This window comes from Pseudomonas sp. WS 5411 (assembly GCF_012985595.1).
Lineage (GTDB): Bacteria > Pseudomonadota > Gammaproteobacteria > Pseudomonadales > Pseudomonadaceae > Aquipseudomonas > Aquipseudomonas shahriarae.
Map to the genome: position 1 here is coordinate 19,493 of NZ_JAARMC010000010.1, position 19,645 is coordinate 39,137.

General features: G+C 62.4%; 20 protein-coding genes and 1 pseudogene. 9 read left to right on the forward strand and 12 right to left on the reverse strand.

What is annotated here, in order from left to right; translation table 11 throughout:
• Positions 1-5: 5 nt before the first annotated feature.
• A complete protein-coding gene (locus tag HBR93_RS15470) occupies positions 6-1,358 on the forward strand; it encodes an SLC13 family permease (RefSeq protein ID WP_057440912.1) in 1,353 nt (450 codons plus the stop codon).
• 3 nt (positions 1,359-1,361) lie between these two features.
• On the opposite strand, the gene HBR93_RS15475 is transcribed toward HBR93_RS15470, so the two are convergent.
• Complete coding sequence (locus HBR93_RS15475) at positions 1,362-1,982, reverse strand: NAD(P)H-dependent oxidoreductase (protein WP_169960631.1); 621 nt, start codon at positions 1,980-1,982, stop codon at positions 1,362-1,364.
• The gene (locus HBR93_RS15480; protein ID WP_057440916.1) at positions 1,979-2,425 is read right to left on the reverse strand and encodes a GNAT family N-acetyltransferase; all 447 of its coding nucleotides are present in this window, start codon (positions 2,423-2,425) and stop codon (positions 1,979-1,981) included. The genes HBR93_RS15475 and HBR93_RS15480 overlap by 4 nt, the downstream gene beginning before the upstream one ends.
• Before the next feature lie 87 nt (positions 2,426-2,512).
• On the opposite strand from HBR93_RS15480, the gene HBR93_RS15485 reads away from it, so the two are divergent.
• Together HBR93_RS15485 and HBR93_RS15490 are read left to right on the forward strand one after the other, a co-directional pair.
• Positions 2,513-3,916 (forward strand): PLP-dependent aminotransferase family protein, encoded by a 1,404-nt coding sequence (locus HBR93_RS15485; RefSeq protein ID WP_169960632.1) that lies wholly within the window; start codon positions 2,513-2,515, stop codon positions 3,914-3,916.
• A gap of 112 nt (positions 3,917-4,028) precedes the next feature.
• Entirely contained in the window at positions 4,029-4,523 is a 495-nt protein-coding gene (locus HBR93_RS15490) for a DUF2165 domain-containing protein (protein ID WP_169960633.1), read from the forward strand.
• A 14-nt stretch (positions 4,524-4,537) separates the two neighbouring features.
• Here the strand turns inward: HBR93_RS15490 and HBR93_RS27010 are convergent.
• Together HBR93_RS27010 and HBR93_RS15495 are read right to left on the reverse strand one after the other, a co-directional pair.
• A pseudogene (locus HBR93_RS27010) lies at positions 4,538-4,669 on the reverse strand (GNAT family N-acetyltransferase); the annotation flags it as partial.
• Positions 4,670-4,709: 40 nt separating this feature from the next.
• The gene (locus HBR93_RS15495; RefSeq protein WP_169960634.1) at positions 4,710-5,234 is read right to left on the reverse strand and encodes a ClbS/DfsB family four-helix bundle protein; all 525 of its coding nucleotides are present in this window, start codon (positions 5,232-5,234) and stop codon (positions 4,710-4,712) included.
• 448 nt (positions 5,235-5,682) lie between these two features.
• On the opposite strand from HBR93_RS15495, the gene HBR93_RS15500 reads away from it, so the two are divergent.
• Positions 5,683-6,540 carry an SDR family oxidoreductase gene (locus HBR93_RS15500; RefSeq protein WP_169960635.1) on the forward strand — a complete coding sequence of 286 codons (858 nt, stop codon included), beginning with the start codon at positions 5,683-5,685 and terminating at the stop codon, positions 6,538-6,540.
• Between the two features lie 154 nt (positions 6,541-6,694).
• Here HBR93_RS15500 and HBR93_RS15505 read toward each other — a convergent pair whose 3' ends face one another.
• Positions 6,695-6,949: a hypothetical protein gene (locus HBR93_RS15505; RefSeq protein ID WP_081044217.1), complete on the reverse strand. Its 255-nt coding sequence runs from the start codon at positions 6,947-6,949 to the stop codon at positions 6,695-6,697.
• Between the two features lie 178 nt (positions 6,950-7,127).
• Positions 7,128-8,069, reverse strand: a complete 942-nt coding sequence (locus HBR93_RS15510) for a LysR substrate-binding domain-containing protein (protein WP_169960636.1) — start codon at positions 8,067-8,069, stop codon at positions 7,128-7,130.
• A gap of 249 nt (positions 8,070-8,318) precedes the next feature.
• Here HBR93_RS15510 and ycaC point away from each other — a divergent pair, with 249 nt between their 5' ends.
• Positions 8,319-8,945: an isochorismate family cysteine hydrolase YcaC gene (gene ycaC, locus HBR93_RS15515; protein ID WP_169960637.1), complete on the forward strand. Its 627-nt coding sequence runs from the start codon at positions 8,319-8,321 to the stop codon at positions 8,943-8,945.
• 147 nt (positions 8,946-9,092) lie between these two features.
• On the opposite strand, the gene HBR93_RS15520 is transcribed toward ycaC, so the two are convergent.
• From HBR93_RS15520 to tatA, 5 genes are all read right to left on the reverse strand, one after another.
• Positions 9,093-9,863 (reverse strand): hypothetical protein, encoded by a 771-nt coding sequence (locus HBR93_RS15520; RefSeq protein ID WP_169960638.1) that lies wholly within the window; start codon positions 9,861-9,863, stop codon positions 9,093-9,095.
• Positions 9,864-9,939: 76 nt separating this feature from the next.
• A complete protein-coding gene (locus HBR93_RS15525; protein WP_115128394.1) occupies positions 9,940-10,452 on the reverse strand; it encodes a MarR family transcriptional regulator in 513 nt (170 codons plus the stop codon).
• 73 nt (positions 10,453-10,525) lie between these two features.
• Positions 10,526-11,263, reverse strand: coding sequence for a twin-arginine translocase subunit TatC (gene tatC, locus HBR93_RS15530; RefSeq protein ID WP_115128393.1), 738 nt, complete (start codon positions 11,261-11,263; stop codon positions 10,526-10,528).
• Positions 11,260-11,553 carry a Sec-independent protein translocase protein TatB gene (gene tatB / locus HBR93_RS15535; protein ID WP_057440939.1) on the reverse strand — a complete coding sequence of 98 codons (294 nt, stop codon included), beginning with the start codon at positions 11,551-11,553 and terminating at the stop codon, positions 11,260-11,262. Before tatB ends, tatC begins: the two co-directional genes overlap by 4 nt.
• Positions 11,553-11,768 (reverse strand): twin-arginine translocase TatA/TatE family subunit, encoded by a 216-nt coding sequence (gene tatA / locus HBR93_RS15540; protein WP_115128392.1) that lies wholly within the window; start codon positions 11,766-11,768, stop codon positions 11,553-11,555. Before tatA ends, tatB begins: the two co-directional genes overlap by 1 nt.
• 161 nt (positions 11,769-11,929) lie before the next feature.
• On the opposite strand from tatA, the gene gspK reads away from it, so the two are divergent.
• The gene (gspK, locus tag HBR93_RS15545; RefSeq protein ID WP_169960639.1) at positions 11,930-12,895 is read left to right on the forward strand and encodes a type II secretion system minor pseudopilin GspK; all 966 of its coding nucleotides are present in this window, start codon (positions 11,930-11,932) and stop codon (positions 12,893-12,895) included.
• A 459-nt stretch (positions 12,896-13,354) separates the two neighbouring features.
• On the opposite strand, the gene HBR93_RS15550 is transcribed toward gspK, so the two are convergent.
• The gene (locus HBR93_RS15550; protein ID WP_169960640.1) at positions 13,355-15,385 is read right to left on the reverse strand and encodes a PhoX family phosphatase; all 2,031 of its coding nucleotides are present in this window, start codon (positions 15,383-15,385) and stop codon (positions 13,355-13,357) included.
• Between the two features lie 230 nt (positions 15,386-15,615).
• Here HBR93_RS15550 and HBR93_RS15555 point away from each other — a divergent pair, with 230 nt between their 5' ends.
• Genes HBR93_RS15555 through gspD form a run of 3 tightly spaced genes read left to right on the forward strand, consistent with a single transcriptional unit; the run spans position 15,616 to position 19,641 of the window.
• Positions 15,616-17,268 carry a lipoprotein UxpA gene (locus tag HBR93_RS15555; protein WP_169960641.1) on the forward strand — a complete coding sequence of 551 codons (1,653 nt, stop codon included), beginning with the start codon at positions 15,616-15,618 and terminating at the stop codon, positions 17,266-17,268.
• Entirely contained in the window at positions 17,241-17,684 is a 444-nt protein-coding gene (locus HBR93_RS15560) for a hypothetical protein (RefSeq protein ID WP_057440946.1), read from the forward strand. The genes HBR93_RS15555 and HBR93_RS15560 overlap by 28 nt, the downstream gene beginning before the upstream one ends.
• Before the next feature lie 13 nt (positions 17,685-17,697).
• Positions 17,698-19,641, forward strand: a complete 1,944-nt coding sequence (gene gspD, locus HBR93_RS15565) for a type II secretion system secretin GspD (RefSeq protein WP_169960697.1) — start codon at positions 17,698-17,700, stop codon at positions 19,639-19,641.
• The last annotated feature ends 4 nt before the right edge of the window (positions 19,642-19,645 follow it).

A 19,645-nucleotide genomic window follows, 5' to 3' on the forward strand; every position in this document is an offset into this window, starting at 1 on the left:
TTGCAATGAATAATGAGCTTCTGTCGATTCTGGTGTTGGTGGTCATCTTCGGCATCGCCAGCGTGTTGCCCATCAACATGGGAGCGCTGGCCTTTGCGGCGGCCTTTGTCGTCGGTTCGGTGATATTGGAAATGACCCCGGCGACGATCTTTGCCGGGTTTCCCAGTGACCTGTTCCTGACGCTGGTCGGGGTCACCTATCTGTTCGGCATCGCGCAGAACAACGGCACCATCGACTGGCTGATCGAGCGGGCGGTGTTGATGGTGCGTGGACGCGTCGCCTGGATCCCCTGGGTGATGTTCGTGGTGGCGGCATTGCTGACCGGTTTCGGCGCGCTGAGCCCGGCGGTGGCCGCGATCCTGGCGCCGATTGCGCTGAACTTCGCCGTGCAGTACCGCATCAACCCGGTGTTGATGGGGCTGATGGTGATTCATGGCGCCCAGGGCGGCAGTTTTTCGCCGGTGAGCATTTTCGGTGGCATCACCAATCAGATCGTGGCGTCGTCCGGGCTGCCCTATGCGCCGTTCACGTTGTTCATCACCAGCTTGCTGTTCAACCTGGGGATTGCCATGGTGGTCTTCGTCGTGTTCGGCGGTTTGCGCAGCGCGCGCCTGTCGCTGGCACCGGTCTCGTTCGGCCCCACGTTGCATGCGGCGGGTGCATCCCTGGCGATTCTTGGCCATGGCGGTACGCCGGCTTCCCCGGCCTATCACCGCACCGACCTGACCGGCGCCGGTGCGCCGCTACAGGCTGTCAGTGGCCTGGACGGGGCCAAGCTGTCGACACTGATCGGCTTGTTGGCCCTGGCGATCTCGGCGCTGGTGTTCAAGTTCAATATCGGCCTGGTGGCGATGACGGTCGCGGTGGTGTTGGCCATGTTCGCACCCACGGCGCAGAAGGCGGCTATCGACAAGGTCAGTTGGTCGACGGTGCTGCTGATCACCGGGATCATCACCTACATCGGCGTGATGCAGACCATCGGCACCATCGACTATGTCGCCCATGGCATCTCCGGGCTGGGTGAGCCGCTACTGGTGGCGTTGCTGCTGTGTTTTACCGCCGCGATCATCTCGTCCTTTGCGTCGTCCACGGCGTTGCTGGGGGTGATCATTCCCCTGGCCGTGCCCTTCTTGAGCCAGGGCCATATCAGTGCGGTCGGCGTGGTCGCGGCCATCGCCATTTCCACCACCATCGTCGACACCAGCCCGTTCTCCACCAACGGCGCACTGGTGGTTGCCAATACACCGCCGCAGGAGCGCGAAAAAGTCTTGCGCAGCCTGCTGATCTACAGCGCAGTGATTGCCCTGGTCGGGCCATGTGTTGCCTGGCTGACCCTGGTGGTGCCGGGGCTGCTGTGACGATCAGGTACCCATCAGCGGGTTGAACAGTGACTCCAGTGACAGCCGGGCACGGCTCTCCTGGAGCGCTGCTTGGACCGCTTCCTCACCGAATACCAGGCCCTGGAGGTAGGTGAAGTGCGGGTCGAACAGCCCGAGGGTGCCCAGTACCTGACGCAGGTAGGGTGTCAGGAAGTCCGGTTGCCGTGCCGACGCGCCCTGATGAAAACCACCGGAACCCACCAGCACATACACCGCACGGTTGCTCAGCAGACCGGTCTTGCCCTCGGGCCCTGAGCTGAATGTGCGATGAATACGCAGGACGTAGTCGATCCACAGCTTGAGTGCAGCGGGCAGCATGAAATTGTGCATTGGCGTGGCAATCAGCAGGATATCGCAACCTTCCAGCTCGCGGATCAGCGTTTCGGAGACCTCGAAAGCCGGGGCGTCGAACGGCGTGGTCGTCGCCAGGCCCCGGGCGTAATCCATGCCGAGCGGTGGCAGTGGGTGTGTGCCCAGGTCACGTTCGACCAGTTCGAGCCTCGGATGGCGCTGGCGAAGGGTGTCCACCAGTTCCAGTGCCAACTGGTTCGCATGGGAAACCTGGCCATTGGGGCTGGCGTTGATCAATAGAACACTCTTCATGCCGGACTCTCTGTGTGAAGGCGTTGGGTGAAGTGCATGCCGTGGGCCAGCAGCCCTTGGCGAAAGTAGAAACGTTGGGCCAGCGGCATATGCAGCCCGGTGTCCAGCACAAAATGCGCGCAACCGCGCTGCACGGCTTCTTCGCGCACGGCGTCCAGCAGCCGTGCGCCGAGGCCACCGCGCTGCAGGTCGGGGTGTACCACCAGGTCATCGACGTAAATGAAGCGCCCGTAGAGCAGGTTCTCCAACTCGCGGTAACCGGCCAGGCCCACCACCTGCCCAGCTTCCCATGCAGCCAGTAGGCGGTAGCCTTGCCCGACCTGGCGCAGCAGTTGCGCGACATAGTTGGCCGGGTTGGCGACATGGGGTCGCAGTACGCGCATCAGGTTGAAACTGGCCGCGAAGGCCTGCTGGTCCTCCAGATGCCCAAGGGTATAAGCCATGTCGGTCGTCCGCTGTAGAGAGGTAGCTGACCTTAAAGCCCCGATGACTTAAGCTACAGGGCCGAAAAGTGCATAAATGACTAGGCCATGATTCCTCCCTTTACGCTGGACCGTAGCCAGAGCGCGCCGATGTATCGCCAGCTTTACCAGCGATTTCGCGAATCCATTGCCGATGGCCGCCTGCGCCCGGGGGATCGCGTGCCTGCCGTACGCGCGTTGGCGGCGCAGTTGAACCTGGCGCGTGGCACGGTGGAGGCGGCTTACCAGTTGTTGATAGGGGAGGGTTACCTGATTGCACGGGGCGCCGCCGGGACGATTGTCACGCCGCAACTGGCTGCCGTTGCCTCGCCCGTACTCCAGGCCCCGGTTGCTGCGCCGCAGTACTCGTCCAATCATTGCGGGGCGCTGCCGTTGGCACTGCAGATGGGGCTGCCCGCACTGGATGCATTTCCCCGCAAGCTCTGGACCCGGCTGGCCGGTCGTCAACTGCGCCAGGCCGGCCTCGAGGGGCTGGTGTACCCGGACCCGCGTGGCCATGCAGCATTGCGCGCAGCCATTGCCAGCTACCTGGGGATTGCCCGAGGGATTGCCTGCCGCCCGGAACAGGTGTTCGTCTGCGCGGGCTATCGCGCGTGCCTGGACCTGATCAGCCACACGCTGATGCGCCCCGGCGATCGCTGCTGGCTGGAAGAGCCGGGCTACTTCATGGCGCGCAACACACTCCGGGAGGCCGGCGTGCAGTTGGTGCCGGTTGCCGTGGATGAGCAGGGGCTTGATGTCGCGCAAGGCATCGCCCGCTGTGCGGATGCACGCTTTGCCGTGGTTACGCCGACCCACCAGAGCCCGCTGGGGGTATCACTGTCCCTGCCGCGCCGGCTGGCACTGCTGGACTGGGCCAGTCGCCAAGGCAGTTGGATCATCGAGGATGATTACGACAGCGAATACCGCTATCAGGGCCGGCCCTTGCCTGCGCTCAAGAGCCTCGATCAGCAGGGGCGGGTGCTCTATACCGGCACCTTTAGCAAGGTGTTGTTTCCGGGCCTGCGCCTGGCCTATCTGGTGGTGCCGCAGGCGCAAAGCGACGCCTTCGCCCGCCAGGCTGACCGCCTGCATAACCACTGCCCGCAGCTTCTCCAGGCGACGGTCAGCGCCTTCCTCTACGAGGGGCACTTTGCACGGCATTTGAAAAAAATGCGTACGCTCTACGCGCGCCGTCGCCAGTGGCTGGTCGATGCGCTGCAGCAACAGTTCGGCGAACGGCTGTCGATCAACCTCCAGGCCGGAGGCATGCACCTGATTGCGGGCCTGAGTGAAGGGGATGATGTGGAACTCGCCCAGCGTGCCCGGGCCATTGGCCTCGCTGTCGAGCCGCTGTCGCAGTGGTACCTCGAGGCCAGGTCCAGGCACGGCCTGGTACTGGGTTTTACCAACATCGCCAGCGCCGAACAGGCTGCCGCGGTGGCGCTTCGATTGGCTCAAGTCATCACTTAGGTGGTGTGCCGGCAAAAAGGCTTTATCGCTAGGTAAAACCCTACAGTTGTGTGTCTCGAAGGTACTCAAAAGACGTGCTAGCGTAGCCCTTTCATTGCCCTGGGAAGCAAACATGACCACCCGCTACGCAAAAATCGTCCTGACCCTGATGCTGGCGGCCTTCGCCGCGCTGGTGGCGTTCAACAACCTTACTGATTACGGCTCCAACTTTGCCTTCGTCAAGCATGTGTTGAGCATGGACACCACCTTTCCCGGTAATACGGCCATGTACCGGGCAATCACCACACCCTGGCTGTGGCATGGCGCCTATGGGCTGATCATCGCCAGCGAAGCCTTGACTGCCGTATTACTGGCCCGTGGGGCGCTGGCAATGTGGCGGGCCAGGCTAGGTACTGGCCGGCAGTTCGATGCCGCCAAACAGGTGGCCATTGTCGGTTTTACTGCGGGCCTGCTGGTGTGGTTTTTCGGCTTCATGGTGATTGGCGGGGAGTGGTTCCTGATGTGGCAATCCCATCAGTGGAACGGCCAGGAAGCGGCATTCAAGTTCTATATGGCGCTGCTCGGGGTGCTGATTTTTCTCAACCAGGCGGAGGCTGATCGGGACTGAAGCGCCTCACACGGTTAGCGAGTAAATTTGACGAACAACCGTTCAGGGTCGTGTTCGTCAAGGTGCTCGATGCTCCCGCTGGGGACAAACCGGGCCTTTGCGATCAATGCCTGAGAGGCAGTGTTGGAGGCATTGGTCGACACAAACCCTGATGGCGGAGATACCAGGCATGGTGCGACACCGTCCCTATGCAGGCTGAGGACTGGGGCCTTCTGCCTTAAGCCATTTGCGCAAGCGCCCACGTGCATTGTCATAGGGGGAGGCGGTGTTGAACTGGATCATCCGCCCCATCGTCCAGTGCTCGTACCACGGGCATTCATACAGCTCGGCATTCTCGCGGCTCTGGATGCTGGACACGATCCGCTGCTTTGCGCTGTCGAGCCGCTCGAGCAATTGCTCAAAAGGGATGCCTTGGTAGTCGCGGTAGAACTTCTGTGCAAGCTGGCCCAACTGGTTCCACTTGAAGCCGGTTTCCGGGAAGTCGATGACAATGCCGGCGGCGTCCGCGTCCAGCCACTTGAGCACCAATTCATTCCAGCCCACCAGGTAGGCGACCAGATTGGCGACGCTCATCTGCGTCCCCTTGGCATGCCCCTCCAGGCTGCATTCGTTGACCCGGGGCATGGGTACCCGCCGGATGACGCTGAGTAATTTTTCATAGGTTGCATTAATGGCATCGAGCAACTCTTGTTTGTCTTGAGGGACCGCCATAACTCACCCGCACTGTAAAACTGCATCCTGCCTCAGCGTGGGGGGCGAGATCTACACCCACTGCCCTCGATCCTGCCCCATGACCGTCTGCGTGCCCCGTGTGCCGGTCCGGGGGGGCGCATTCTGTTCGGTGATCGACCAGGGGGCCGGAATGAGCGCGCACGGGGAGGGCACTACGGCAGAACTTTGGCTGCCGGCTGCAGTGACAATGACCGAGGCGCCTGTGTCGGCCGGACTTGAGTCGGCCGCAGACGACTGCCTTTCTCAACGGCGTTTCGAGAGACTGCTGGTCGATGACGACCCATTGGTACTGATCAGCAGTGGGGCGATGCCGGATATGACGGGTAGACACCGGCCGCCCTGACGCTAATCCGGACTTCGCAATTTGGTCTGAACTAACGCCCCCGGAGTGTCCTCGCAAGAAGAGGAAAACCCAGGAGGAACACTGATGATCAACTATCCAAAACCCCCTTTCGCACCTCAACAGCAACCTGTGCCGGGTGATCAACGCCGAATGGATCCCCAGCCCGATTGCGGTGAACAAACCTATAAAGGCTCAGGCCGGCTTGCCAACAAAATCGCTTTGATCACCGGGGCTGACAGCGGCATCGGGCGCGCAGTGGCCATCGCTTTTGCCCGGGAAGGCGCTGACGTAGCGGTGTCATACCTGGACGAACACGAGGACGCAAAAGAGACTGCGCGCTGGGTCGAGGCGGCCGGGCGCCAATGCCTGCTGCTGCCGGGAGATCTGAGGAACCTGGCGCAGTGTGCGGCCATCGTGAATGACACGGTGGAGACGTTCGGGCGCATCGACATCCTGGTCAACAATGCTGCGTTCCAGATGTCCCACGAAACCCTTGAAGAAATCAGCGATGAAGAATGGGTAATGACATTCGATGTCAACGTGACAGCGATGTTTCGCATCTGCAAGGCCGCGCTGCCCCACATGGCCGAGGGCAGTTCCATCATCAACACCAGCTCGGTCAACTCCGACACCCCCAACCCGACGCTGTTACCTTACGCGGCCACCAAAGGCGCCATCGCGAACTTCACCGCTGGGCTGGCGCAGTTGCTGGGTAAGCGCGGTATCCGCGTCAACAGCGTTGCGCCGGGGCCAATCTGGACGCCCTTGATCGTATCAACTATGTCGCAGGAGGCGGTGAAGCATTTCGGTGCCAATATGCCCCTCGGTCGGCCAGGCCAACCGGTCGAGGTGGCGCCGATTTACGTACTGCTGGCGTCGGACGAGGGCAGTTACATCTCCGGTGAACGTTATGGCGTGACCGGCGGCAAGCCGATTCTCTGACGCGCCCCTGGTGCTGAACGAAGCGGCGCAGGTCACTGATCCGCCGCGACTTTCAAGGCCTCGGCGCACCCCCAATTCACCGCCGAATTGGGGGTGTGTATCGCCACCTCCGAGCCGGGGATCGGTCACTATCCGGGCATTCTCGCCAAGGCGATTACCCCACCGGCGGCAGGTGGGATGATTGCCGGGATACCACCATTTCCTCGAGGATCTCCCGGACAAGCCTATTGATTCCCGACTCGGCGTGATACTGGGCACGATTGATGCTCGCGATGGTGAATTGATTGGCATCTGGCGCTAAAACAGTCACTGACAGGCTGCCGTCCGGGTTGATCAGGCAGGTGACGACACAGTTGGGTAGGCGACTGGAAAGAGCACTTTCGATCTCTGTTTTGGTGAGCGTTTCCATGAGTTCACTGTGTAAGAAGGAGCGGCAGGGCAAGGCTAGCTCAAAAAGACGCTGCGTAAATACTGGCAGGGTAATGGCAGTGCCTGATGGCGCCACGGTGCGGATTTGTGTGGCGCGATAGTGGACGTTTCGTTGTGCCTCGCCCGGGAGAAAAACAGCGGCCAGGCGCTTCGTGGCTCTAGCTGAACTCATCGAAGTTTGACGTTCTCGCGGCCTGGCTTTGCTGGTGTTTTTCAAACGCCTGCGCCAGAAAGTCGATCAAGGTACGCACCGACGGTAACAGCCCGCGCCTTGAAGGGAAGACAGCGCTGATCACGCCTTCGGTGGGCTGCCAGTCGGGGAGCAGGCTGACCAGGCGGCCGTCGTCTATCTCATCCTTGACCACGGCCAGTGGCAGGTTGGCGATGCCCACGCCCAGCAGTACCGCACTTTTCAGGGTCGGCATGTCGTCGCTGATCAGCCGTGGCGTGTGGCAGATCTCAGCCGTCACGCCTTCTGGCCCGGTCAGCCCCCAGGTGTACTGCAGCATCGGGTTGCCCCAACTGATGGTCGGCAGTCCCGATAAGTCTGCAGGGAGTAGGGGCAATGGATGCTCCTGCAAAAACGCCGGGCTCGCTACCAACACCTGGGGGCTTCTGGCGAGCAGCTTCATCACCAGGTCGCTGCTTTCCAGGGGCGGGAAACACAGGTTCAGCGCAATGTCATAGCCCTCGCTGATCACATCGACCTTGCGGTTGAAACTCTTCACGTTGAGTTCAACGCTGGGGCACTGCGCCATGAACTGGCCCAGCATCGGCGCCACCCAGTAATTGAGCAGCGCGGTGGTGCAACTCAGGCGAATCACTCCGCGCGGCTCGGCTTTGTTGAAGGCGATCAGCTCCTCGGCGGACTCTGCCTCGGCGGTCATTGCCACGCAGTGGCGGTAGTAGGCCTGGCCAATATCAGTGACCTGGAACTGACGGGTGGAGCGTTGTATCAGGCGTGCCCCCAGCCGCGCTTCCAGCTGGCTGACCCGGCGGCTCAAGGTCGACTTGGGCATGTTCAGCGCCCGACCGGCCGCTGCGAAACCACCATGCTCAACCACCTTGGCGTAGAGGAAGAGCTCATTCAGGTCGAACATGGGTATCGTTCCATTTTTGAGATGGTGAAGTTTAATTCAACCACTACCGAGCACCTAGTGTGATGACTAAAGTGGGACCCTGGTTTTTTCCTACAACCATCAGCGGGGCACGCGAGGACGGTCAATAGGCGGGTTTTGTCAGTGAAAGTGGTTCAGTGACGACGAGCTAGACTCCCAGCGCCATAAACACCGTTGACTCTTTCCGGTGCGGCCCATTTCGGGAAACACCTTTTTACCAGGAGCATCATGATGTCTAAACCCTACGTTCGCCTGGACAAAGACAACGCAGCTGTCCTGCTGGTTGACCATCAGGCTGGCTTGCTGTCACTGGTCCGCGATATCGAGCCCGACAAGTTCAAGAACAACGTACTGGCCCTGGCTGACCTGGCCAAGTACTTCAAGCTGCCGACCATCCTCACCACCAGTTTCGAAACCGGCCCCAACGGCCCGCTGGTGCCCGAGCTCAAGGCGCTGTTCCCGGACGCGCCGTACATTGCCCGCCCTGGCCAGATCAACGCCTGGGACAACGAAGACTTCGTCAAGGCCATCAAGGCTACCGGCAAGAAGCAACTGATCATCGCGGGCGTAGTCACCGAGGTGTGCGTGGCGTTTCCGGCGCTGTCGGCCCTGGCCGAAGGCTATGAAGTGTTTGTGGTGACCGATGCCTCCGGCACTTTCAACGAACTGACCCAGCAATCGGCCTGGGCCCGCATGACCGCCAACGGCGCCCAACTGATGACCTGGTTTGGCCTGGCGTGCGAGCTGCATCGCGACTGGCGCAACGATATCGAAGGCCTGGGGACCTTGTTCTCCAACCACATTCCTGACTATCGCAACCTGTTCACCAGCTACAACGCGTTGACCGAGGGCAAGTAAGCCCAGAGGGGGTGGCTGCCCTGTCACGGGCAGCCGCTATTTCAGTCCAGTGCCGCCTGGAACTTGTGCACGACTTCGGTCGGCAGTCGGGCCATCTGGTCCGTGACGGTTTGAAGCTTTTCCTTGAGTGAGATGGGTAGCGCCTGTTCACTTTCGTTGAGCAAGGCTGCGGGTCGCCCGGGTAAAAATCCTGGTGGCGGCCTTACCGCTGGGTGGGTAGCGCTCGAACAAATCCTGCACCCAGTCCGGCCGGGTTTTACTGGCGTCGTTGATCCAGTTGGCCACCGAGTCCTGGGCGTATTTGTCGGTTTCCTCTAGCATGGCAATCAGCAAGGGTTCGGCGATTTTCGGCTGGGCTTTGAGTGGGGCGATGTGTTCGCACCAGACCCCGCGCGGACGCAGGATTTCAACGCAGAAACGGCGGATCAGCGGGTTGTCGTTGCGGGCATGGCTGCGCAACAGTTCCAGCGAAGCCGTCAGGTCCTGGGCCAGTAGAGGGCGCAAGGCAATCCAGGCCCATTCGCGCACGCCAAAGTGGCTGTCGGTGGCGAACCGGAACTGGCTCAGCAACGCCTGTTCCAGCGGCGTGTCGCGTACGCAGAAGGCATTGGCGAAGGCCGCCCAACTGCGCACGGTGTCAGAAGGATGCTCCAGCAGCAACTGCCAGCTCCGTTCGCGCAGGGGCAGGGCGGCGCTTTCCAGCCACTGACCCAGCGCAAGGCCCAGCCCCGCGACTTTCTTCGAAATGCCCAGTGCCTGGCCGGCCTGGGCCGCGCTCAGCAGTGCCTGGGCCAGGGAAGTTTCCACCTGCGAGGCAAGGGCCTGCGCCAGCGCCACCTGGTCGACTGCCAGGCACTCGCCCAAATTGCGGGTTGGCAGGCGGCCCTGGTCGATCAGGGCTTTGCGTTCTTCACTCATATTGATCCCAGCGCTGTGTTCATGGGTTGCTCCCCGGGCAAGGCCTCTTCCCGTTCGAACAGGTTTTGTAGTGGACCTAATGCCCATCCGGCAGTGGCGGGGACAGTGCGCGACTGGTGGAAATGCAATAGAGCGACTCGGACAACCCCTGGCGTTGCTCAGGGCTCAGACCCTGGATGATGCCGCTGATCCAGTGCGTGTGTTCGGCGAATACCTCATCGACCACGCGCTTGCCGTCGGCAGTCAGGCTGATGATTAATTTGCGCCGGTCGGCAGGGTCGGTCTTGCGCTTGATAAAGCCGTCGCCCTGCAGGCCGTCGAGCAAGCCGGTCACCGTGCCGGTGGTAATCGACAGGCGCGTCGCCAGCTCCAGGGGCGAGAGCTTCCCGCCAGCGCTCTTGAGGGTGAGCATGATGACAAAGCGGCCTTCCGAGAGGTTGTAGCGAGCGAGCCGTATGGCACACACGCGATTGATCGCGGCCGCCGCCGACAGTAGCTCGAAACACAGTTTTACGCTGTCCCTGGCCTCGGCCGGTACCCCCTCAAGCTCATGCAGCATGATGTGGTGTTTGTTTTCTAAAATATTCATAAGGCGCAGTTTATCTTGGTGCCTTACTAAATCAACATTTTGTTTAATGTCCCCGGACCAGGTGTCGGCGGCATCAGGAGCGCGGCTTGCTCACCGACCGACTGGCCAGCAGCCCCAGCTCAAACAGAATCCACATCGGCACCGCCAGCATGGTCTGCGAAAACACATCCGGCGGGGTCAGCAACATGCCCACCACAAAGCAGCCGACGATCACATACGGCCGGCTCTTCTGCAGGGTCTGCACATCGGTGATCCCTGCCCAGATCACCAGGAAAGTAGCCACCGGAATTTCAAACGCTAGGCCGAACGCCAGCAACAGCGCGAGGATGAAATCCAGGTACAGGGCGATATCAGTCATCATCGCCACGCCGTCCGGGGTCACGCTGGTAAAGAAGCCGAACATCATCGGGAACACCAGGAAAAACGCGAACGCCATGCCCAGGTAAAACAGCACCACGCTGGCGGCCAGCAACCAGGCGGCGGTGCGGCGTTCCTGGCGATACACCGCCGGTGCGATCATGCCCCAGGCCTGGTGCAGCAACAGCGGCATGCTGATAAACAGGGCAATCATCATGGTCAGCTTGAGCGGCGCCAGGAAGGGTGACGTCACCCCGGTGGCGATCATGGTTGCGCCGCTGGGCAAGAAATCGCGCAACGGTTGCGAGACGAAGCTGTAGAGCTGCTGGGCAAAGGGGAACAGTGCGCAAAACACCAGGAGGATCGCCAGGACGCAGCGCACCAGGCGCGAGCGCAACCGGGTCAGGTGGCCGGTCACCGACAGGCGCGGAGCAGGCAAGGGCAGGTCGCTCATGGGGCAGGTGGTCCTTTGGGCGTGGCGGTTTCTGGCAGCGGGGCGTCCAGGCGGATGCCGTCGCGCAGTTGCTGCTCCAGTTGCCGCAAGGGTTGCTGGTCGATGCTCTGCAACAGGTGTTCGTGGTCCAGTTCCTGGGTGACCTGGGCCTTGAGCGTATTCATCGCCCGCTTGGCCCGGCCCAGCCACAGCCCGGCATTGCGCGCGGCAATCGGCAGGCGCTCGGGGCCCAGCACCAGCAGCGCCACCAGGCCCACCAGCAGCAGTTCGCTAAAACCGATATCGAACATCAGAGTTTGCTGTCGGCAGGTCGCTGAGGTTCGGCTTGCACCTCAAGGCTGGTCTTTTCTGCCGCCTGGGCGCCGGGTTCGTTGCCCATGGAGGAGCGAAAGCCCTTGATGGCCTCACCCACATCACTGCCCAGGCCCTTGAGGCGCCGGGTGCCGAACAGCATCACCACGATCAGCAGCACGATGACCAGTTGCCAAATCCCTATACCGCCCATAACGCCACTCCAAGCCATTGATTTGAAATATGAAGGCGCAGTTTGCCGAGGCTTTATGACGGCGCGGTGACGGTTTTGCGGGAATTGTGTGAGTCTGCCACTTGGTTGAAACATCCACTGTGTTGACTGTCGCCAGGATCTGCATAAAAGGTGGTGTGGCAATGGACAAGAAACGGCAGCAGGGGGCGGCGTTGTTGATGGTGCTGGTGGCCCTGGCGATGCTGGCGGGAGGCATGGCCTGGATGGTCGAGCAGGGGCGCCAGCAGGTCGACAGCGTGCGTCTGGTGCAACAGCGGGTGCAGGCGCGCGCGATCGAACGGGCGGCGCTGGCCTTTACCGAACAGGCCCTGCAAGACCCGCTGTGGCGCGCCAGCCCGTTGTTCTGGCAGGCCATGCGCGGGCAGCCGTTGGCTTATGACTTCAAGGGGGGCAAGGCGAGCATCCAGATTCGCGACCTGCACACCTGCTTCAACGTCAACGCGCTGATCGGCCCCGAAGCCGAACGTGCCCAGCGCCAGTTGGTGCATCTGCTGGGGGCGGACATGGCCGCCGAACGCCTGGCCCAGACCCTGGCCGACTGGCTCGACGCCGACCAGCAGACCCGCCTGCAAGGTGCCGAAAGCAACGAATACTTGCGCCAGTCGCCACCGCGCCTGGCGGCCAATCAACGCATGCGCGATATCAGCGAGCTGAACCTGCTGGCGGTGCCCGACGCGCTGCGGGCGTTGCGTTACCCGCAGTTATGCAGCCTGGACGAGACGGCGGGCTGGCGCCTGAATGCCAATGCGTTGAACCTGGAAATGCTGCCGCTGCTGGATGCGTTGTACGAGGGCGAGGTGTCGCGTTCGGTGCTGACTCGCTTGGTCAGCGCGCGGCCGGCGGGGGGCTATCGCGATGCGGGCGAACTGCGCCAGGCCCTGGGGGCGATGGACGACGCGATGTTCGAGCGCTTGAGCGAAGGTCTGCAGCTCAACGGTGACCACTTTCTGCTGCTCCTGGACATAGACCTGAATGGCCAGCGCTTTCGCAGCCAGTACCGTGTCGAGGCCCAGGGGGTCGTGAAGTGGCATGCGCGGGTACCGGCGCAGGGCATGCTGCTGCGCTCGCGGGAGCCTTTGCCGTTATAGAGCGTATGGGAGCGGGCTTGTGTGGGAGCGGGCTTGCCCGCGATGACGGTGTATCAGTCGATAAATCTATTGGCTGACCTGCCGCCATCGCAGGCAAGCCAGCTCCCACATTTGATTTGTGGTGGTGCCAACATTCTCTGCCCCGCGCAGATCCCCTGTGGGAGCGGGCTTGCTCGCGAAAGCGGCAGTCCAGTCACTGTTTCTGGCGGCTGATCCACCGCCATCGCAGGCAAGCCCCCACATTTGCTGTGCAGTGTGGCGCAAACCCGAGATCCCACCTGTTGATTTTGAGATCACCACAAAGCAAGTGTGGGAGCTGTCGAGCCCCGGCGAGGCTGCGATAGCGGTAGATCAGCCAACATCCATGCTGGTAATGACCTCGTCATCGCAGCCTCGCCGGAGCTCGACAGCTCCCACAAGGATCGTGATGCAGGAGCCGGGCCGGCTCCTGCCGCTGAATCAGATCGCCAATTCACCCCCGTCAGCACGCTGGATCACAACCGTGGAGGCGCGAGGGCGGACTGTGCCGACCGTGACGTCGGTAGCCACACCGGTGGACGGCCAGTTGTCCGGGTGTTGGATGTTGACGAACACCGTCTTGTTATCGGGTGTGAAGGTCACCCCCGTCACTTCAGAACCGTTAGGCCCGACGAAGAAGCGGCGCAGGTCGGCCTGGTTCTGCGCATTGACCGGCACTTGCTTGCCCTGGACATCGACCATATTGGTCGGGATCACCACCAGCATCTGGTCGTTGGTGTAGTCGGTCAGGGTTTTTTCGCCGTTGTCGGTCTGGATCCACATTACGCCACGGCTGTCGAAGGTCATGCCATCCGGGCTGGCGAACTGGTTCAGCGTGGTCAGGCCTGAGCGGTTGATGTCCGGGGCGCCAGCGGCGTTGGCGCCAAACACAAAGATGTCCCAGGTGAAGGACACCTGGTTGTCCGCGTCATGCCAGCGAATGATGTGCCCGTGCTTGTTTTTGACGCGCGGGTTGGCGGCGTTGGCCACGGTGCGGCTGGTGTTGTTGGTGAGCGTCAGGTAGACGTCGCCATTGAGCGGGTTGACCGAGGTCCACTCCGGGCGGTCCATCGGTGTGGCGCCCACGGCGTCGGCCGCCCCACGGGTGTTGAGGATGATCCCCGGCAGGTCGGTGAACTTCGCGCCCAGGGTGCTGCCATCCACGGTCGGGCTGGCCACGTCGAGCAGCAACCAGTTGCCGCTGCCGTCGGCATTGAAGCGCGCCACGTAGAGTTTACCGCTGTCCATGTACTTGGCGCCGGTGGCCAGGCGGTCGCTGGGGTTGGCGTCTGCCGGGTCCCACAAAGCGGTGGAGACGAATTTGTACAGGTACTCGTTCTGCGAGTCGTCGCCGCTGTAGAACACCACTGGCTTGCCGGCGGTGGTCAGGCCCGGCCAGCAACCTTCGTGGCGGAAACGGCCGAGGGCGGTGCGTTTCACGGCGCGGGTCGAAGCGTTGTACGGGTCGATCTCAACGATGTAGCCATAGGTGCTGGCTTCGTTGCGGTAGTCATCAGTGGCGGTGGCGCCGCTTGGGGTCACGTCGAAGCGGCTGAACTCACCGTTAACCTCGCTTGGATCACCGGCAACGCTCTCCCAGCGATAGTTGCCGCTGCCGGTGCCCACGCCGATGCGCACCTGGTCTGCCGGGCGGGCGCCACTTTTATTGACGAAAATCCCTGGCCAGTTTTCTTCGCAGGTGAGGTAGGTGCCCCACGGGGTATAGCCGTTACCACAGTTGTTGTTGGTGCCGCGGGTCTGGGTGCCGGTCGGCGAGAATTTGGTTTTTACGTGCTCGGTGCCTTTCATCGGCCCCGCCAGGTCCATGACCGTAGCCGTGGTGAAGCGGCGGTTCAATGGATCGTTTTCCATCACCTGCCAACGGCCGTTGACCTTGCTGATGCGCATCACACCCGCACCGTGGGCGTTGATTTCCTTGCGCACTTCTTCGACCGGACGAACACCGCCGACCAGGGTCGGGCCCGCCGGGTGCAGGGCTTGTGCATCGATGTATTCGTGGTTGATCGCAAGCAGGCCGTCGGTGGAGCTGCCATTGATTGGAAAGAAGTGCATGCCGTCGTGGTGCATGCCTACCGCGTTGGCCTGGTCGGTCGAGGTGTTGCTGCCGTCGCTTTTCCAGGGGGCAGCGTTGCTGTTCAGCGGTGTACCCCAAGGGGCCAGCACGTGGGCGGTGTAGCCGGCGGCCACGGTGCAGGCATCGGTGAGGGAGCCGGGGATCGAGTTGAAGCCCAGTTTCAGTGCCGGCTTTGGCGGCTGGGTAGGGGTGTCGTTGTCCGAGCCACCGCCGCTGTCAAAACAGCCCGTCAGGCCGGTACCGGCAATCATGGCGATCGCGGCGCCGAGCCCGCCCCGTACCACACTGCGGCGGCTCAGGTAGGCAGTGAGTACCGATTCCATCGGCTCATTGAGGCTCAGGTTGCGATTCTGGTTGTCGCCAGTCTCTCGACTCATTTCATCAGGTCCTTTGTAGATCACGATTTTTGAAAGGAGCCCGAACTCTAAGAGCCGAATGTGATGATTCGCGGTCGGTTTTGTTAAAAATGTATTTAAGTTTAATTTTTTTATTTCCTTTTGTTGCAGATTTGCATATTTCACTCCTGTTAAAAAACTGACATTAAACCGTCATTAATTGACCCCCACTATGCCGCCCTTAAAGCAGTTAGCCTCAGGGTGAGAGAACAATGGTTTCAATGGTGCGGCGCGATGTATTGGGATGGATGACGCTGGGCGCCTGTGCCCCGTGGCTGGCCGGCTGCTCCAGCCGGGGGGCTGCGGCGGGGCCTGCGGACAGCCAGCCGGTCGACCTGCTGTATATCGCTGACACCCTCGATGCACGCCTGCCGGGTCGCCCGGTGGTGCCCGCCACACGCCTGGGGCCGGCGACGCGCATCGGCCAGGCACCTTGGATTACGGGGGCCAATGCGCGTTTTCGCCAGGTCGATGGCAGCCAGTTGGATGGCCTGCTGGATGCCTCCTTAAGTGACGGTGTGCAAACCGGCGGCTACGCGGTACTCGGCGCGGTGTTGCAACGCCTGCGCGATGAAGCCGGGCCTGAGAATAGCCTGACCCTGGAAAACGGCCAGTGCTGGAACGGCAGCGGCCTGGCTTACCTGACCCGTGGCCTGTCCGGGGTCCAGGGCAGCCAGTTGCTCGGCAGCGAAGTGCGAGTCAGCAGCGACGAGCGCGTGCTATGGCCCGAACAATGCCAGGGCCTGTACCAGCAATTCGGCCACCCGGTGCTTGGCGCCGGGCTGGCCAGCGCCAGCGCGCAACGCCTGGCCACCCCAGGCATGCAGGTGTTCCGCCGGGGCGGCGTGCGCATCGCCGTGGTTGGCATTACCGACCCTTATGCGCGGGACCAGCAAGGGTCTTTGAAAGAGTGGTTGCACAGCCTGCAACCGGTGCTCACCCAGGCCCGTGAAGAAGCCGACTTGGTGGTGGCCCTGGCCGATGTCGGTACCGGCCCGGGCTTCTGGCTGGCCGAGCGCCTGAGTCAGGTGGACTTGATGTTGTGTGCCCGTGGCCAGGACCTGTGGCCGCAGCCGGTAGAAATCCTGCAAAGCTCCGGCAAGCGCGTACCGGTGGTGCTGGGCGGGACCCGGGCCAGCGGCGCCTTCCGTATCCGCTGCCAGGCCCAGGCCGGGCAATGGCGCTTTGATGCGCGCTTTTTTGCGGCCCAGGCCAGCGCGTTGGACGCTCCCGCCCAGGCCCACGCCCAGCGCCTGCAACCACGCCTGCAACAACAGCGCGCAGCCCACGCGGCGTGGCTCGACCAACCCTTGGCCAAGGCCCCGGAAAACCTCTGGCGCCGCGATGTACGCGCCGGCAGTTGGGATCGCCTGTTGCACCAGGCCCTGGCCCGCGAGCCCAAGAGCGCGGTACTGCTGCCGGGCCTGCGCTATGACAGCCCCTTGGCCCGTGGCCAGATGATTACCCGCGAACACTTGATCAGCCTGAGCGCCAGCTACCCGGCGCCGGTCGTGGACGTCCCGGCGCAGCAGGTGCGCCAGGTCCTGGAAAACGGCGCCGAACAGCTGTTTGGCGAACCACTGCTATTGGATAACAGCCAGGACTTGCCACGCTGGCTCGGCCAACCCTGGCAGGTCACCTATAGCCCGGGCGGCAAGCGGGTCAGTGAGTTTGCCGAGCCGGTCGGCACCTGCCGCACCTTTGGCCTGGGTTTTGCCGCCGATGCCGGGCAACCGCTGTGGCAGCACCTTGAAGGCTGGTTGCGCGAGCAGCCGGCGGATTGGCAACTGGCGCCGCTGCAATTGCCCGAAGTGCGCTACGTGCAGGGGCATCCGGGATGGCATCCACGGAGCCTGGTCAGTTGAACCGTGCGGGCAACCTGCTGCTGGCAACGCTCCTGGCCTGGCTGGCAGCGCAATGTGTGCTGCAACTGTGGCACGGCATCGCGCAACCGATCGCGCTAAACCCGCCAGCGGCGCCGGTCGCCGACCTGTTGAGCAACCACTGGACACCGCGTCAGGCCCCCAGCGACGACCTGCCGTTGACCACCCTCAAGGTCGATTACCTGGGCAGCCTCAAGGCCACGCCGTTGCGCGCCACGGTACTGGTCCTGCGCTATCAGCAACAAGAACGCACGCTGACCCTGGGTCAGCGCCTGGCTCCCGGCATCGTCCTGCAAGACATTGATGACCGTGGGCTGATTTTCGACAATCAAGGGCAGCGCGAGCGCTTGCCATGGCCGACTGAGCGACCGGTGATCGGCCTCAAGCGCAAGGAATGAACCGACGATGCACATGATCAATAAATGCCTGGGCCTGAGCGCATTGTGCCTGGCCTTGAGTGTGACTCCAGCCCACGCCGAAGACGCGCCGGCCTTGTATGAAGTGAACTTCATCGACACCGAACTCACGGACTTTATCGACAGCGTGTCGCGCATCACCAACACCACCTTCATCATCGACCCACGGGTCAAGGGCAAGGTCACGGTGCGCAGCCTCGATATGCTTGGTAGCGAGGCCATCTATGACATCTTCCTCGCCCAGTTGCGCGCCCAGGGTTTTGCTGCGGTCAACCTGCCCAATGGCAGCGTGAAAATCGTGCCGGACCAGGCCGCGCGCCTGGAACCGGTGCCGGTGGAGTCTGCGCGCCAGGCCGTGCAAGCCAACGATGGCATGGCCACCCGGGTATTCAGTGTGCGCAACGCCGCCAGTGAACAGATGCTCAATATCCTCAAGCCGCTGATTGACCCCCGGGTGGGAGTGATCAGCCCGTACCCGTCGGCCAACCTGCTGGTGATCACCGACTGGCGCAGCAACCTCGACCGTATCGACGCGCTGTTGCAGCAACTCGACCAGGTCAGCCAGGAGCCTCTGGAAGTGCTGCCCCTGGTCAATGCCAGCGCCAACGACACCGCACAATTGATGACCCGCCTGCTGGCCCGCGAGCAGGGCGCCGATGGCGCGCAGGTGGTTGCCGACCCGCGCAGCAACGCGTTGCTGGTACGCGGCAGTGCCGACAGCCGCCAGCGGGTGCGCGCGTTGCTCAAGCAATTGGACCAGCCACAGACTGCCTTGCGACCTTCGAACACGGTGGTGATGTACCTGCGCCATGCCAATGCGGCTGAGGTGGTCAAGGTGCTGCGCGGCTTGAGCCAGGACACCCCGGGCGCCGGTGGCGAAGGCGTGCCCACCGAAGGTGCGCCCAAGCAGATGGCGGTCAGCGCCTCAGGCATTCGCATGGAATCGGAGGAGGGCACCAACGCCGTGGTGATGGTCGGCCCGGACAGCGAAATCGCCGCCTACCGCACCATCGTCGAACAACTGGATATCCGCCGCGCCCAGGTGGTGGTGGAAGCAATCATCGCCGAAGTCTCCGACACCCGCGCCCAGGAACTGGGGGTGCAATGGCTGTTTCTGGGCGACTCGTTTGGCGGCGGCGCGGTGAACTTTACCAATGGTGGGACGAGCATCGCCGGCCTGGCCGGGGCCGCTGGCAGCGGCGACACCGCAGGCCTGGGCAAGCTGTTGGCCAATGTGCCAGGGGCGACCGCCGGCTTCGGCAAGCTCAATGGCGGCGGGCTGAACTTCCTTGCGCTGCTCAATGCATTGAAAAGCGAAAGTGGCTTCAACCTGCTCTCGACCCCGACCCTGCTGACCCTGGACAACGCCGAAGCGTCGATCCTGGTGGGCCAGGAAGTACCGTTTGTGACGGGCTCGGTGACACAGAACAACACCAACCCCTACCAGACCATCGAGCGCAAGGAAGTGGGGATCAAGCTGCGGATCAAGCCGCAGATCAATATCGACAACACCGTGCGCCTGGACATCGTGCAAGAGGTCTCGTCGATTGCCGAGAGTACCGGCGCCAGCGATGTGATCACCAACAAGCGCGAGATCAAGACCAAGGTCATGGTCGAAGACAACGGCCTGGTGGTGCTGGGCGGGCTGATCGGCGACGAGGCCAAGAACAGTGACCAGCGTGTGCCGTGGCTCGGCGATATCCCAGGGATAGGGCGGCTGTTCCGCTCCAACGCCAGCCAGCGCACCAAGCAGAACCTGATGGTGTTTATCCGCCCGCGGATCATGCGTGACGGCGAAACCCTGGCCCAACTGAGCAGCGAGAAGTACCGCAACCTCAAGGTCAATTCGAACCTGGCATTGCCCGCGGTCTCCGATAACAACGCCTTGCTGCGCCTGTTCCCGGCCAGCCGCGAGCGTCTCGACGAGGGCGTGTGGTGAGTAC